The sequence below is a fragment of the Kitasatospora sp. HPM-01-4 genome (genome assembly GCF_051374625.1).
Lineage (GTDB): Bacteria > Actinomycetota > Actinomycetes > Streptomycetales > Streptomycetaceae > Kitasatospora.
In genome coordinates, this window is sequence record NZ_JBPQGP010000005.1 from 5,653,874 (window position 1) to 5,667,485 (window position 13,612).

General features: G+C 73.2%; 13 protein-coding genes. 10 read left to right on the top strand and 3 right to left on the bottom strand.

The genetic code is table 11. The features are described from left to right. The first annotated feature begins 66 nt into the window (after positions 1-66). Positions 67-1,218, top strand: a complete 1,152-nt coding sequence (locus ACSMTC_RS24605) for a D-alanine--D-alanine ligase family protein (protein ID WP_436561884.1) — start codon at positions 67-69, stop codon at positions 1,216-1,218. 43 nt (positions 1,219-1,261) lie between these two features. Here ACSMTC_RS24605 and ACSMTC_RS24610 read toward each other — a convergent pair whose 3' ends face one another. Then, the gene (locus ACSMTC_RS24610; RefSeq protein WP_436561885.1) at positions 1,262-1,780 is read right to left on the bottom strand and encodes a DUF3515 domain-containing protein; all 519 of its coding nucleotides are present in this window, start codon (positions 1,778-1,780) and stop codon (positions 1,262-1,264) included. Between the two features lie 19 nt (positions 1,781-1,799). After that, a complete protein-coding gene (locus ACSMTC_RS24615; protein ID WP_436561886.1) occupies positions 1,800-2,033 on the bottom strand; it encodes an Lrp/AsnC ligand binding domain-containing protein in 234 nt (77 codons plus the stop codon). 243 nt (positions 2,034-2,276) lie between these two features. Here ACSMTC_RS24615 and ACSMTC_RS24620 point away from each other — a divergent pair, with 243 nt between their 5' ends. From ACSMTC_RS24620 to thiD, 3 genes are all read left to right on the top strand, one after another. Further along, positions 2,277-3,245 carry a thiamine-phosphate kinase gene (locus tag ACSMTC_RS24620; RefSeq protein ID WP_436561887.1) on the top strand — a complete coding sequence of 323 codons (969 nt, stop codon included), beginning with the start codon at positions 2,277-2,279 and terminating at the stop codon, positions 3,243-3,245. A gap of 477 nt (positions 3,246-3,722) precedes the next feature. Then, complete coding sequence (locus tag ACSMTC_RS24625; protein ID WP_436561888.1) at positions 3,723-4,748, top strand: 6-phosphofructokinase; 1,026 nt, start codon at positions 3,723-3,725, stop codon at positions 4,746-4,748. Positions 4,749-4,791: 43 nt separating this feature from the next. Then, complete coding sequence (gene thiD, locus ACSMTC_RS24630) at positions 4,792-5,622, top strand: bifunctional hydroxymethylpyrimidine kinase/phosphomethylpyrimidine kinase (protein ID WP_436561889.1); 831 nt, start codon at positions 4,792-4,794, stop codon at positions 5,620-5,622. Positions 5,623-5,801: 179 nt separating this feature from the next. On the opposite strand, the gene rpmB is transcribed toward thiD, so the two are convergent. After that, positions 5,802-5,987: a 50S ribosomal protein L28 gene (gene rpmB, locus ACSMTC_RS24635; RefSeq protein WP_344639849.1), complete on the bottom strand. Its 186-nt coding sequence runs from the start codon at positions 5,985-5,987 to the stop codon at positions 5,802-5,804. A gap of 394 nt (positions 5,988-6,381) precedes the next feature. Between rpmB and ACSMTC_RS24640 the strand changes: the two genes are divergently transcribed. From ACSMTC_RS24640 to ACSMTC_RS24665, 6 genes are all read left to right on the top strand, one after another. Beyond that, on the top strand, positions 6,382-8,016 hold the full coding sequence (locus tag ACSMTC_RS24640) for a DAK2 domain-containing protein (protein ID WP_436561890.1): 1,635 nt from the start codon (positions 6,382-6,384) through the stop codon (positions 8,014-8,016). A gap of 36 nt (positions 8,017-8,052) precedes the next feature. Continuing rightward, complete coding sequence (gene recG / locus ACSMTC_RS24645; RefSeq protein ID WP_436561891.1) at positions 8,053-10,257, top strand: ATP-dependent DNA helicase RecG; 2,205 nt, start codon at positions 8,053-8,055, stop codon at positions 10,255-10,257. Positions 10,258-10,396: 139 nt separating this feature from the next. Further along, the gene (locus ACSMTC_RS24650; RefSeq protein WP_436561892.1) at positions 10,397-10,909 is read left to right on the top strand and encodes a hypothetical protein; all 513 of its coding nucleotides are present in this window, start codon (positions 10,397-10,399) and stop codon (positions 10,907-10,909) included. A 174-nt stretch (positions 10,910-11,083) separates the two neighbouring features. Further along, positions 11,084-11,668, top strand: a complete 585-nt coding sequence (rsmD, locus tag ACSMTC_RS24655; RefSeq protein WP_436561893.1) for a 16S rRNA (guanine(966)-N(2))-methyltransferase RsmD — start codon at positions 11,084-11,086, stop codon at positions 11,666-11,668. A 28-nt stretch (positions 11,669-11,696) separates the two neighbouring features. Beyond that, a complete protein-coding gene (gene coaD, locus ACSMTC_RS24660) occupies positions 11,697-12,194 on the top strand; it encodes a pantetheine-phosphate adenylyltransferase (protein ID WP_436561894.1) in 498 nt (165 codons plus the stop codon). 218 nt (positions 12,195-12,412) lie between these two features. Then, on the top strand, positions 12,413-13,585 hold the full coding sequence (locus tag ACSMTC_RS24665) for an ATP synthase F0 subunit B (protein ID WP_436561895.1): 1,173 nt from the start codon (positions 12,413-12,415) through the stop codon (positions 13,583-13,585). Positions 13,586-13,612 lie beyond the last annotated feature (27 nt).

Here is a 13,612-nt window from a genome sequence, read left to right on the forward strand (position 1 = left end):
AACGCCCGATTCGAGCAGTCCGCGTGACTTTCCCGAAACCGCTCGCACGGTAGTCTCAAGCGCGATATGAGCATCGAACAGCACTCCCCGAACCCGGGCGCTTCGGGCGCCAAGCCGCGCGTCGCGATCGTCTTCGGCGGTCGCAGCTCCGAGCACGCCATCTCGGTCTCCACGGCCGGCAGTGTGCTCAAGGCCATCGACCGCACCAAGTACGAGGTGCTGCCGATCGGCATCACGCAGGAGGGCCGCTGGGCCCTGGTCAGCGACGAGCCGTCGCGGATGGCGATCACCGACGGCAGGCTGCCGGCCGTGTCCCAGATCGCCGAGGCCACCGAGGGCCAGGTCACCCTGCCGGTCAGCCCGGACAGCCGTGAGGTGGTCCTGGCGACCAGCACCGAGGCGCCCAAGGCCCTCGGCGAGGTCGACGTGGTCCTGCCGCTGCTGCACGGCCCGTGGGGCGAGGACGGCACCATCCAGGGCATGCTGGAGCTCTCCGGCGTCCCCTACGTCGGCTCCGGCGTGCTGGCCAGCGCGGTCGGCATGGACAAGGAGTTCACCAAGCGGATCCTCGAGTCGCACGGCATCGGCGTCGGCTCCTACACGGTGGTCAGGCCGCGCGAGTGGGAGTCCGAGGCGGGCCGCGCGGCGGCGCGCGAGCGGATCGGCGAGCTGGGTCTGCCGCTCTTCGTGAAGCCCTGCCGGGCCGGTTCCAGTGTGGGTATCAGCAAGGTCAAGGACCTCGCCGACCTGGACGCGGCGATCGAGGAGGCCCGCCGGCACGACCCCAAGGTGATCGTCGAGGCCGGGCTCGACGGCCGCGAGATCGAGTGCGCCGTGCTGGAGTTCGAGGACGGCCCGCGGGCCAGCGTCCCGGCCGAGATCCTGGTCGGCGGCGACTACGAGTTCTACGACTTCGAGGCCAAGTACATCGACTCCTCCGAGGTGCGGATCCCGGCCGAGCTGACCGAGGGCGAGACCGCCGAGATCCGCCGCCAGGCCGTCGCCGCCTTCGAGGCGCTCGGCTGCGAGGGGCTGGCCCGGGTGGACTTCTTCCTGCTCACCGACGGCCGCTGGGTGGTCAACGAGATCAACACCATGCCCGGCTTCACCCCGATCTCGGCCTACCCGAAGATGTGGGAGGCCAGCGGCGTGGGCTACGCCGAGCTGATCGACCGGCTGCTCCAGGCGGCGCTGCGCCGCTCCACCGGCCTGCGCTGAGCGGCGTCGCCCGCTTCGAGCCCGCGCGCCCGGTCCCGGGGGGTTACAGGCCCTCCGGGACCGTGGACTTGATCGCGTCGGTGAGCGAGCTGAGCGGGTCGATGTAGTTCGGGTACGCGCCCTTGGGCACGGTGATCTCCACGTACGCCTTCCGCAGCGTGGTGACGAAGTGGTATCCGCCCTGGCCGTCCGGGGCCATGCCGAACTGCACGTCGTTCACCTCGGGCGCGGAGGCGGTCGGATCCTCGTCGAGGTAGCCGGGACGGTCGATGCCGCACTTCAGCACGGTGCGCGGCGAGCTGTTCCAGGCGGCCGTATACGGCGAGGCCGGTTCGGGGTCCTGCCGCCTGTGCCCCAGCACGGTGTCGGGCAGTGCCTTGTCCAGCGCCTCGCAGATCTTCGCCACGGCCGGCTTGGGCGTGGGCGGGGTGACGTTCGGCGGGGTGTCCCAGTCGATGAGCAGCAGCCCGATCACGCCCGCCAGCACGACCGGCGGCGCGGCCCAGCGCAGCGGGGCGGGCAGCGACTTCAGGCGGGCGCTCGGGCGGAGGATCGGGGGCATCCGCCGATGGTAACCGGCTCTACAGATGGACGACCGGACAGGTCAGCGTGCGGGTGATCCCCTCGACCTGCTGGATCCTGGCCACCACCAGGCGCCCCAGCTCGTCCACCGTCCCGGCCTCGGCGCGCACGATGACGTCGTAGGGGCCGGTGACGTCCTCGGCCTGCAGCACTCCGGTGATCTCGGAGATGGTCCGGGCCACTGCGGTGGCCTTGCCCACTTCGGTCTGGATCAGGATGTATGCCTGTACCACGGGAGACCTCCAGGCGAGGGGGTGGGCTGACCGGGCAGTGTGATCACCACGCTACCGCGCAGAGGGGCCGGGCGGGGCGACTTCGGCGGGGTCCGAGGGCGTACGCTGCGCGCGGGGGCGTGTGGAACGAGTGCGGGCACGTACGGACGGGTGCGGGCGCGGCCGGGGAGGCCGGGAGCGGACCCGGCCGGGTCGGGTGCCCCAGTCATCAGTTGCTTCAGGCATCAGTGGAGAGGACGGCAGATGCAGGGGACCGTGGGCGAGCTGGGCGAGTTCGGACTCATCCGGGAGCTGACCGCCAGGCTGCCGCTGACCCCGGCCGTCGAACTCGGCCCCGGGGACGACGCCGCCGTGGTCAAGGCGCCGGACGGCCGGGTGGTGGCCACCAGCGACGTGCTGATCGAGGGCCGGCACTTCCGCCGGGACTGGTCCACCGCCTATGACGTGGGCCGCAAGTCCGCCGCGCAGAACCTGGCGGACATCGCCGCGATGGGCGCCGTCCCGACCGCCATCCTGCTGGGCCTGGTCACCCCCGCCGACCTGCCCACCACCTGGGCCACCGAGCTGATGGACGGCCTGCGCGACGAGTGCCAGGTGGCCGGGGCGGCCGTGGTCGGCGGCGACGTGGTGCGCGGCGACGCCATCACCCTGGCGATCACCGCGCTCGGCGACCTCCAGGGCCGGGCCCCGGTGAAGCGCTCGGGCGCACAGGTCGGCGACGTGGTCGCGGTGACCGGCTGGCTCGGCTGGTCGGCGGCCGGGCTGACCGTACTGCAGCGCGGCTTCCGCTCCCCGCGGGCGTTCGTGGAGGCGCACCGGCGGCCCGAACCGCCGTACCACGCGGGCCCCGCGGCGGCGGACCTCGGCGCCACCTCGATGGTCGACGTCAGCGACGGCCTGGTGGCCGACCTCGGCCATGTCGCCAAGGCCAGCGGTGTCGACATCGACCTGCACGCGGCCGACTTCGACATCCCCGCGCAGATGGCCGACATCGGCCAGGCGGTCGGGGTGGACCCGCTGGTCTGGGTGCTCTCCGGCGGTGAGGACCACGCGATCGCGGCCACCTTCCCGAGCACCGTCCAGCTGCCCGCCCGCTGGCGGGTGGTGGGCAGCGTGGTCCGCGTCGCCGGCGCCGCCCGCGGGGGCCAGGTCACCGTGGACGGGGCCCCCTGGGACCGGGTCGGCGGCTGGGACCACTTCTCGGCCGAGTAGCGAGGTAGCGAGGAGCCGTACGAGCGCCGGGCGAGTGCCCCCGGGCGCGGGGGAGTTGGCCGCGCGCACCCGGGGGAGCCCCGGGGTGCGGGCCCAACTCCCAGGCGCGGCAGGGCAGTTCCTCCGGGTGGGGGAGGCGGTGCGGCCGGCCGCGCGGCGCGGCGGGGCCGAGCCCGTGCTGCCCCTTGGCCCCCGGGGAACTGCCCTGCCGCCCGGAGGAGTTCGGCTTCCCCGACTCCCTTTCGCTCCGGGGGCACGCCTCTTTGTCGCCGGAGCTCCGCTCTACCACCGAATCCCGCCCGGTGGGGCGGGAGCCTTCCCGTAGGGGTGGTGCGGGCGCCAAGGCGCCGTTCGGGCGGGTTCCGGCGCGTAGGCTTGCGCTGTCGGTCCTGGCCGGGTTTGTCCGGTCTGCCCGGCCTGTACGGATCCATCTACCCGGAGGCGGCACCGCCTCCGGAGCGGGAGAGCGCAGCCACCATGCGAATCGGCGTCCTGACCAGCGGAGGCGACTGCCCCGGCCTCAACGCGGTGATCCGCTCGGTGGTGCACCGGGGCACCGACGTCCACGGCGACGAGATCATCGGCATCGAGGACGGCTTCCTCGGCCTGATCGAGGGCCGTGCCCGCCCGGTCTCGCACGACGACGTCACCGGCCTGCTCACCCTCGGCGGCACCATCCTCGGCTCGGCCCGGGTGCGGCGCGAGCGGATCGAGTGGGCCGTGGAGAACGCCCGTACGCTGGCCCGGAACCTCGGCATCGACGCCCTGATCGCGATCGGCGGCGAGGGCACGCTCACCGCCGCCAAGATGTTCTCCGAGGCCGGACTGCCCGTGGTGGGCGTCCCGAAGACCATCGACAACGACATCGAGGCCACCGATGTGACCTTCGGCTTCGACACGGCCGTCCATGTCGCGACCGAGGCGATCGACCGGCTGAAGACCACCGCCGAGTCCCACCAGCGGGTGATGGTGGTCGAGTTGATGGGCCGGCACACCGGCTGGATCACCCTGACCGCCGGGATGGCCGGCGGCGCCCACGGCATCCTCATCCCCGAGAAGCCCTTCGACATCGAGGCGGTGGCCCGGATGGTCGAGGAACGCTTCGAACGGCACAAGAAGTTCGCCATCATCGCGGTCGCCGAGGGTGCCAAGCCCGCGCCGGGCACGCTCCGCTTCGACCACGGCGAGATCGACCAGTACGGCCACCAGACCTTCGGCGGGATCGGCAACCGGCTCGCGCACGAGCTGGAGGACCTGCTCGGCAAGGAGGCCCGCCCGGTCATCCTCGGCCACACCCAGCGCGGCGGCACCCCCACCGCCCGGGACCGGGTGCTCGCCTCCCGCTTCGGCTGGCACGCCGTGGAGGCGATCCACCAGGGGGCCTTCGGGCACTTCACCGCGCTGCGCGGCACCGAGATCAGGCTGGTGCCGATCGCGGACGCCGTGGTCAGGCTGAAGACCGTGCCCGAGGACCGCTGGCTGGAGTCGGAAGCGGTGCTCTGAGCCGCCGGCCTCCGCGTGCCGGGCGGCCGGGTAGGTTGGCGGCATGAGCAGCCAGTCAGCACCCCCCGTCGAGGCACCTCCCCGCGTTCTCACCGTCGCCGGCTCCGACTCCGGCGGTGGCGCGGGCATCCAGGCCGACCTCAAGACCATGCTCGCGCTCGGTGTGCACGGCATGAGCGTGATCACCGCCGTCACGGCGCAGAACTCGGTCGGCGTGCAGGGCTACTGGGAACTGCCCGCCGAGGCCGTCCGCGCGCAGTTCCGCAGTGTGGTGGACGACATCGGCGTGCAGGCCGTGAAGACCGGCATGCTGGCCTCCGTCGAACTGGTCGAGACCGTGTCCGAGCTGCTCGCCGGTGTCCGGGCGCCCGTGGTGGTGGACCCGGTCGGCGTCTCCAAGCACGGCGACCCGCTGCTCGCCGCCGAGGCGGTCGCCACCGTACGGGAGCGGCTGCTCCCGGTCGCGACCCTCGTCACACCCAACCTGCACGAGGTGGCGCAGCTCACCGGCCGCACGGTGGAACGGGAGAGCGGCATGCCGGACGCCGCCAGGGCGCTGTACGACCTCGGCCCGCGCTGGGTCCTGGTCAAGGGCGGGCACCTGGCGGGCGAGGCCGCGGACCTTCTCTACGGCGGCCCCGGCGAGGAGTACTGGTACCGCGCCGAGCGCTACGACAACCGGCACACCCACGGCACCGGCTGCACCCTGGCCAGCGCCGTCGCCGCCGGACTCGCCAAGGGCCTGGCCATGCCGGAGGCGGTCGACGCGGCCAAGGCGTACGTCACCGGCGCGATCCGGCAGGGCTTCCCGCTCGGCGCGGGCATCGGCCCGGTCGACCACGGCTGGCGCTGGCGTCAGGGCGCGTCCGAGTAGTTCCCACCGGGCGCGCGACGCCCGGGCACACGACTGGGGCCCGTGAACACGTACGGCCCGGGGTGGGAACCCCGGGCCGTACGGTCAGAGCGGGACGCCGGGGCGTCCGGGAAAGACAGATAGCCGATCCACCCGAGGATGGATCGGCTGTCCGGAGGACCGGCTTACCGGTCTGCGCGTCAGCGCGAGACCTTACCGGCCTTGATGCACGAGGTGCAGACGTTGAGCCGCTTCGGCGTCCGCCCAATCACAGCGCGCACCGTCTGGATGTTGGGGTTCCAACGACGGGAGGTACGGCGGTGCGAGTGGGAGATGCTGTTGCCGAAGCCCGGCCCCTTGCCGCAGACGTCGCAGTTGGCAGCCACAGGAGTCACTCCAAGACTTCAGATCATTTACGTTCGAAAACCCCGGCTGAGCCTCCCGGGCCACTCGCGTGGACCGGATCGGTTCAAGGGGTGAGCCCGGGTTGTTCCAGGCAACCGGAAGAGCATACAACGCCTCGTCCGGTTCAACGAAACTACCACGCCCGGGGCGATGATCGTTCCCGCCGCCCCCCGGGCCGGTGCTGGTCAGCGCGCCTTCCGGGCCGCGTCCCCCCGCCTGCCTCCGCCGGGGAGGGGCCCTCTCGCCGCCCGCCTCCGGGCGCCGGCGGCGATCGCCCTGCGCGCGGCCCGTGGACGGCCACCGATAACCTGCGGGTATCGCCCCTCGCCACCGCGTTCAGTCGTGTTCCCGTGGCGTTCACCCGGAGGAGAGCTGGTGCTGGACACGCTCGACGCCCCGACCGTCCGCACCTGGAGCCGTCTCGCCCTGGCCGCCCTCGGCCAGGCCCGCGAGGAGATCGACGCGCTCAACGTCTACCCCGTTCCCGACGGCGACACCGGCACCAACCTGTACCTGACCGTCGAGGCCGCCGCCGCCGCCGTCGAGCACTGCTTCGCCGAGTACGCCGGGCGTGCCGAGGAGCCGGACCTCGCCGCCGCCGTCGCGGCCATGGCCAGGGGAGCGCTGATCGGCGCCCGCGGGAACTCCGGCGTGATGCTCGCCCAGCTGCTGCGCGGGATGGCCGAGGTGCTCGCCCGCGGCGGCGGCCCCGCGCTGCTGCGCCAGGCCCTCCAGCGGGCCGCCGAGGCCGCCTACCAGGCCGTCGCCGAACCCGTCGAGGGGACTCTGCTCACCGTCGCAGCCGAGGCCGCCAGAGCCGCGGCCCAGGCCAACGGCGGCCTCGCCGAGACCGCCGACACCGCCTACCGGGCCGCCCGCACCGCGCTGATGCACACCCCCGAGCAGCTGGACGTACTGGCCGAGGCCGGGGTGGTGGACGCCGGCGGCCGCGGACTGGTCGCCGTCCTCGGCGCCCTCGCCGACGCCGTCGCGGGGCAGACCCCGATGGGGCCGGTCGCGCTGCGCCAGGGACTCGGCGAGACCGGGCCGGTGGAGAGCTGCGAGGGACACGAGCGCCCCGCGGGCCCCGGCCACCCCGCCTTCGAGGTGGTCTACCTCCTGGACGCCTCCGACGAGGCCCTGCCGGCGCTGCGCGCCAGGCTCGCCGCCCTCGGCGACTCCCTGGTGGTCGGCGGCGGCGACGGCCTGTGGAACGTCCATGTGCACGTGGACGACGCCGGGGCCGCCGTCGAGGCCGGAGTCGAGGCCGGCCGCCCGCACCGGATCCGGATCACGCACTTCGCCGAGGCCGCCGCCCGGGCGGGGGAGCGGACCCGGACGGCGCCCGAGGGCCGCGCCGTGCTCAGCGTGGTCTCCGGCACCGGCCTCGCCGAACTCTGCGGACAGGCCGGATCCGCCGTACTGCTCGCCGACCCCGACCGGCCGCCGGCCAGCGCCGAACTCGCCGAGGCCGTCCGCCGCTGCGCCGCCCGCGAGGTCGTGCTGCTGCTCAACGACCCCGAACTGCGTGCCGCCGCCGGGGCCGCCGCCGACCAGCTCCGCGAGGAGGGCGTACGGATCGCCGTACTGCCCACCCGCTCACCCGTCCAGGGCCTGGCCGCGCTCGCCGTCCACGAGGGCGCCCGGCGCTTCGACGAGGACGTGGTCGCCATGACCTCCGCCGCCGGGGCCACCCGCTACGCCGAACTCGCCGTCGCCGAGGGCGAGTCCTGGACCATGGCCGGGGTCTGCCAGGCCGGGGACGTGCTCGGCCTGATCGACGGGGACGTCGCGGTGATCGGCGGCAGCCTCGCCGAGACCGGTGCGGTGGTGCTCTCCCGGATGCTCGCGGCCGGCGGTGAACTGGTCACCCTGGTCCTCGGCGAAGGCGTACCGGCGGGCCTGGCCGAGGAGTTGGTGGCACTCGCCCGCAAGCAGCGGCCCGAGGTCGACACCGTGGTCTTCGACGGCGGGCAGGAGGGCGCGCCGCTGCTGATCGGGGTGGAGTGACCCGGTCTGTCACGGCCGTGGTGTACACAGGGTGCGATGGGCGCTCTCGATGAACCACTGACCAAGCTGGTCGGCGACCGCACCGCGAAGGTGCTGGCCGACAGCCTCAAGCTGCGCACGGTCGGCGACCTGCTGCACCACTACCCGCGCCGCTACGTCGAGCGCGGCCAGCTCACCAGCCTGGAGGAGCTGGAGGTGGACGAGCACGTCACGGTGCTCGCCAGGATCGAGAAGGTGACACTGATCCCCTTCAAGGCGCGCAAGGGCGACCGCCTCGAGGTGGTCGTCACCGACGGCCGCAGCCGGCTCTCGCTGGTCTTCTTCAACCAGGGCTGGCGGCAGAAGGAGCTGCGCCCGGGCGCCCAGGGCCTGTTCGCCGGCAAGGTCGGCCTGTTCAACCGCACCCGCCAACTCGCCTCCCCGGACTACCAGTTGCTGGACGAGGACGCCGACTCGGGTGCCGCGCAGCAGTTCGCGGGCCGGCTGATCCCGGTCTACCCGGCCAGCGCCCAGATGCCCAGCTGGAAGCTGTCCATCTGCATCGAGACCGCCCTCACCAAGCACCTCGGCGACGTCGGCGAGCCGCTGCCCGCCGAACTCCGCGAGAAGCACCGGCTGATCCCCCTGCGCGAGGCGCTTGAACTCATCCACCGCCCGCGCAACCAGGCCGAGCGCGAGCGCGCGCAGAGCCGGCTGCGGTGGGACGAGGCCTTCGTCCTCCAGATCGCCCTGGCCCAGCGCCGGGCCGCCGACGCCGCACTGCCCGCCGTCCCCCGGCAGGCCCGCCCCGGCGGCCTGCTGGCCGCCTTCGACGCCCGGCTGCCGTTCACCCTCACCGAAGGCCAGCGGAAGGTCTCCGCCGAGATCGCCGCCGACCTCGCCTCCGCCCACCCGATGCACCGCCTGCTCCAGGGCGAGGTCGGCTCGGGCAAGACGCTGGTGGCGCTGCGGGCCATGCTCACCGTGGTCGACGCGGGCGGGCAGGCGGTGCTGCTGGCACCGACCGAGGTGCTGGCCCAGCAGCACCACCGCTCGATCGCCGAGATGATGGGGGACCTCGCCGAGGGCGGCATGCTCGGCGGCTCCGAGCTCGGGACCAAGGTCGTGCTGCTCACCGGTTCGATGGGCGCGCCGGCCCGGCGGCAGGCGATGCTCGACATGGCCTGCGGCGACGCCGGGGTGACCATCGGCACCCACGCCCTGATCGAGGACAAGGTCCAGTTCCAGGACCTCGGCCTGGTCGTGGTGGACGAGCAGCACCGCTTCGGGGTCGAGCAGCGGGACGCGCTGCGCAACAAGGGCGAACAGCCCCCGCACCTGCTGGTGATGACGGCCACCCCGATCCCGCGGACCGTCGCCATGACGGTCTTCGGCGACCTGGAGACCTCCGTCCTCGACCAGCTCCCGGCCGGGCGCTCGCCGATCTCCAGCCATGTGGTGCCCGCCGTCGAGAAGCCCAACTTCCTCGCCCGGGCGTGGGAGCGGGTCCGCGAGGAGGTGGCCAAGGGCCACCAGGCGTACGTGGTCTGCCCCCGGATCGGCGACGAGGATCCGAAGGAGCAGAAGAAGCGTCCGAAGGCGGCGCCGGACGACCCGGAGGACCTCGGCGCGGCCGGTGACGACCGCAGGCCCCCGCTCTCGGTGGTGGAGACCGCCGAGATGCTCGCCAAGGGGCCGCTGGCCGGGCTGCGGGTCGAGATCCTGCACGGCCGGCTCGCACCCGAGGCCAAGGACGACGTGATGAAGCGCTTCGCGGCCGGCGAGGTGGACGTCCTGGTCGCCACCACCGTGATCGAGGTCGGGGTCAACGTCCCCAACTCCACCGTCATGGTCATCATGGACGCCGACCGCTTCGGTGTCTCCCAGCTCCACCAGCTGCGCGGCCGGGTGGGCCGGGGCAGTGCTCCCGGCCTGTGCCTGCTGGTCAGCGACATGCCCGCGGGCAGCGCGGCCCGTGCCCGGCTGGACGCGGTGGCCGGCACCCTGGACGGCTTCGAGCTCTCCCGGATCGACCTGGAGCAGCGCCGCGAGGGCGATGTGCTCGGGCAGGCCCAGTCCGGGGTGAAGTCCTCGCTGAAGGTGCTCTCCGTCCTGGACGACGAGGACGTCATCGCCACCGCCAGGGCGGAGGCCGCCACCCTGGTCGCCGAGGACCCGGCCCTCGCCGACCACCCGGAGCTGCGCACGGCCCTGGAGAGCCTGCTGGACGAGGACCGCGCCGAGTACCTCGAAAAGGGCTGAACGCGAGCGGGCGGCGCCGGGGGCGAGGACGGCGGTCCCCGGTCCGCGGCCGGTCGGTTGTCAGTGCCCCGCGAGAGAATGAAGGTGTTCAGGGCGCACCTCAAGGTGCGTACCTGGCACGACACTTGGGGGTCCTGCCATGGCATTCCGTCATCTCAACGAGCTCCCGCTCGGCGACAAGGTCTTCCGGATCGAGCTCGCCAGTGAGGACGACCGCGAAGTCACCCTGACCCTGACCGGCTGGCGCGAGGGCGCCGCCGCCACTCCGCTCGCCTCCGGCAAGCTCCGCCTCCCCGTCGAGGACGTCGCCAGCCTCCGGATCGCACTGAACCGCGCGCTGCGGGCCCTGGCCATCGTGGCCGACGTCGCCGAGCCCATCCCCGACCGGGACGTGCTGCGCGAGCTGTACCCCGGCCACGGCGCCCCGTGGGTGCCGCAGCACGAGGAGGAGCTGGTCCGCCGCTTCCACGAGAGCGAGACCATCGCCCGGATCGCCGCCCGCTTCGGCCGCACGCCCGACTCGGTCCGCACCAAGCTGCGCGAGCTCGGCCACGACCCGCGCCGCCCGGAGCACTGCCCGCCCGACGGCTGCCTGTCCTGGTCCCGCTACGCCTCCCCGGCCCTGCTCGGGGCGGCGTCCGCCACCGAGTAGCCGGGCGGGGGAGCCGCGCGGGCGTCCCCGCCGGCCGTGATCCGGTCGCAGTCCGGCCGCGGTCCGGTCGCACGGGGCGCCCGCGCGGGCCTTCGCTCCCCTCGGTGACGGTGCGCGCCATCGCTGAGTCCCCGTATAGCGTGGTGGCGGACCCACGAAAGGACTCTGCAGCTCATGACCCGCGTGATCGCCGGTGCGGCCGGCGGCCGGCGCCTGGCCGTGCCGCCCGGCCGCAACACCCGCCCGACCTCGGACAAGGCGCGGGAGGCGATGTTCTCCACCCTGGAGGCCCTGCGCGGGACCATCCACGGCGCCCGGATGCTGGACCTGTTCGGCGGCTCGGGCGCGGTCGGCCTGGAGGCGCTGTCCCGTGGCGCGGAGCACGCCCTGTTGGTCGAGGCGGACACGAGCGCGGCCCGCACCATCCGTGCCAACATCCGCACGGTCGCCCTCCCGGGCGCCGAGCTCCGCGCCGAGCGGGCCGAGCGGGTGCTCGCGGGCCCGGCCCCCGCGGCCCCGTACGACCTGGTGTTCCTCGACCCGCCGTACATGGTCACCGACGACGCGGTGCGGGAGATGCTGATCACACTCCTCGCTGGGGGCTGGATCGCGGACGGCGCACTCGTCACCGTGGAACGCAGCACCAGGGGCGGTGAGTTCGGCTGGCCCGAGGGCTTCGAAGTGCTGCGCTCACGCCGGTACGGCGAGGGCACCCTCTGGTACGGTCGCGCCGCTGCCGAGGTTGATCAAGACTCGTAGCACCGCACCCCACAAGGGAGTCCACGCCATGCGCCGCGCCGTCTGTCCGGGATCGTTCGACCCGATCACCAACGGCCACCTCGACATCATCGAACGTGCGTCGAAGCTGTACGACGTCGTCCACGTCGTGGTGGCGATCAACCCGAGCAAGCAGGGCATGTTCAGCGTCGCCGAGCGCATCGAGCTGATCGAGGAGACCACCGCCCAGTGCGGGAACGTGGTGGTCGAGGCGCACCAGGGCCTGCTGGTGGACTACTGCAGGGAGCGCGGGATCCCGGCGATCATCAAGGGACTGCGCGCCGTCAGCGACTTCGACTACGAGCTGCAGATGGCCCAGATGAACCACGGCCTCACCGGGGTCGAGACGCTCTTCGTGCCGACCTCGCCGACGTACAGCTTCCTCTCCTCCAGCCTGGTCAAGGAGGTCGCCTCGTACGGCGGCGACGTCTCGCACCTGCTGCCGGAGCCGGTGCACCGCCGGCTGCTCGCGCGGATCGCGGAGCGGAGCGCCGCCGGCAGCGCCTGAGGCGGTGCGCCGGCCCGGTCCCGGGCCGCCTCGGTCGGGCACATCTGCCGGACCGTCATGCCGTGCTGCCGCCGCCCGGGTGGCCGGAAGGGTACGGCCGTTGTGAGCTGCGGGGTGAGTGGACGTACAGTCAGTACTCCACTGCCCGGTGGCGATACGGCGCCGTCCGGGCCTGCCTCCGCCGCATCTCGGCGGCACACGGAAAGACAGAAGCGCCCGTGGACGTGCAGAACAGACTCGACGCGATCGTCGCGGCCGTGGAGAACGCCCGCTCGATGCCCATGTCGGCGTCCTGCGTGGTGAACCGGGCCGAGCTGGTGGGCCTGCTCCAGGAGCTGCGGGAAGCCCTCCCCTCCGAGCTCGCCCAGGCCAAGTCGGTGATGGCCGACCACGAGCAGGTGGTGGCCGACGCGCAGGCCCAGGCCGACGAGATCATCCGCGGCGCGCACGACGAGCGCGGTTCGCTGATCTCGGACACCGAGGTGGTGCGCCGCGCCCAGAACGAGGCCGACCGGATCCTCGCCGAGGCCAGGGCCGAGGTCGAGGCCAAGCGTGCCGAGGCCGACGACTACGTCGACGCCAAGCTGGCCAACTTCGAGGTCGTGCTCACCAAGACCCTGGGCTCGGTCGGCCGCGGCCGGACGAAGCTGCGCGGTGAGGCGCTCGACCCCGCGGAGGGCGAGGGCGACGAGTTCCGCCCGCGCGGCACCCCGAGCCCCGAGGTGGACGAGTACGTCGATGTGAAGCTCGCCACTCTGGAGGCCGTGCTCAGCGCCACCCTGGAGGCGGTCGGCAAGGGCCGCGACAAGCTCCTCGGCAAGAAGGCGATCGACGAGCTGGGCGCCTACCTGGCCGCCGCCGACGAGGCCCAGCAGCTCAGGCACCGGGCCGAGGCGGTCGCCGCCGGCTTCTCCGAGGATGGCGAGGAGCAGCCCTGGTACCGCGAGGAGGTGCCGCAGCAGCAGAGCTGGCCCGAGCCGGCCGCGGCCGGCTGGCAGGGTGCCGGGCAGGCCCGTGGCGAGGAGTCCTACGACAACGGCTTCAACCCGCCCGCGGAGCAGTACTCCGAGGCCTACAACGGAGGCTTCGACCCGGCGGGGCAGCCGCAGCAGGATCCGTACGGCAACCCGTACGGCGGCTATCCCCAGCAGCCGCCCTACCCGCCCCAGGAGCCCGCGCTGCACGACCCGTACGGCGTCCCGCAGGCGTACTCCCAGCAGCCGGTGTACCAGCAGGACCAGGGCTACGACGCCTACGGCTACCCGCAGCAGCCCCAGCAGCCTCCGCACGGCCAGCCGCCCCACCAGCAGCAGGCGGGCCTGGACGAGACGAGCTTCTTCGACACCAGCATGATCGACATGACCAGGCTGAGGGAGCTCGGCGGCCGGTAGCGGCCGCCCGAAGTTGGGCCTGGCCGA

Excerpts from the sequence above, each read along its gene's own strand:
- ACSMTC_RS24605 (WP_436561884.1), top strand. The coding sequence starts at position 67 with ATGAGCATCGAACAGCACTCCCCGAACCCGGGCGCTTCGGGCGCCAAG.
- ACSMTC_RS24610 (WP_436561885.1), bottom strand. The coding sequence starts at position 1,780 with ATGCCCCCGATCCTCCGCCCGAGCGCCCGCCTGAAGTCGCTGCCCGCC.
- ACSMTC_RS24620 (WP_436561887.1), top strand. The coding sequence starts at position 2,277 with ATGCAGGGGACCGTGGGCGAGCTGGGCGAGTTCGGACTCATCCGGGAG.
- ACSMTC_RS24625 (WP_436561888.1), top strand. The coding sequence starts at position 3,723 with ATGCGAATCGGCGTCCTGACCAGCGGAGGCGACTGCCCCGGCCTCAAC.
- thiD (WP_436561889.1), top strand. The coding sequence starts at position 4,792 with ATGAGCAGCCAGTCAGCACCCCCCGTCGAGGCACCTCCCCGCGTTCTC.
- recG (WP_436561891.1), top strand. The coding sequence starts at position 8,053 with ATGGGCGCTCTCGATGAACCACTGACCAAGCTGGTCGGCGACCGCACC.
- ACSMTC_RS24650 (WP_436561892.1), top strand. The coding sequence starts at position 10,397 with ATGGCATTCCGTCATCTCAACGAGCTCCCGCTCGGCGACAAGGTCTTC.
- rsmD (WP_436561893.1), top strand. The coding sequence starts at position 11,084 with ATGACCCGCGTGATCGCCGGTGCGGCCGGCGGCCGGCGCCTGGCCGTG.
- coaD (WP_436561894.1), top strand. The coding sequence starts at position 11,697 with ATGCGCCGCGCCGTCTGTCCGGGATCGTTCGACCCGATCACCAACGGC.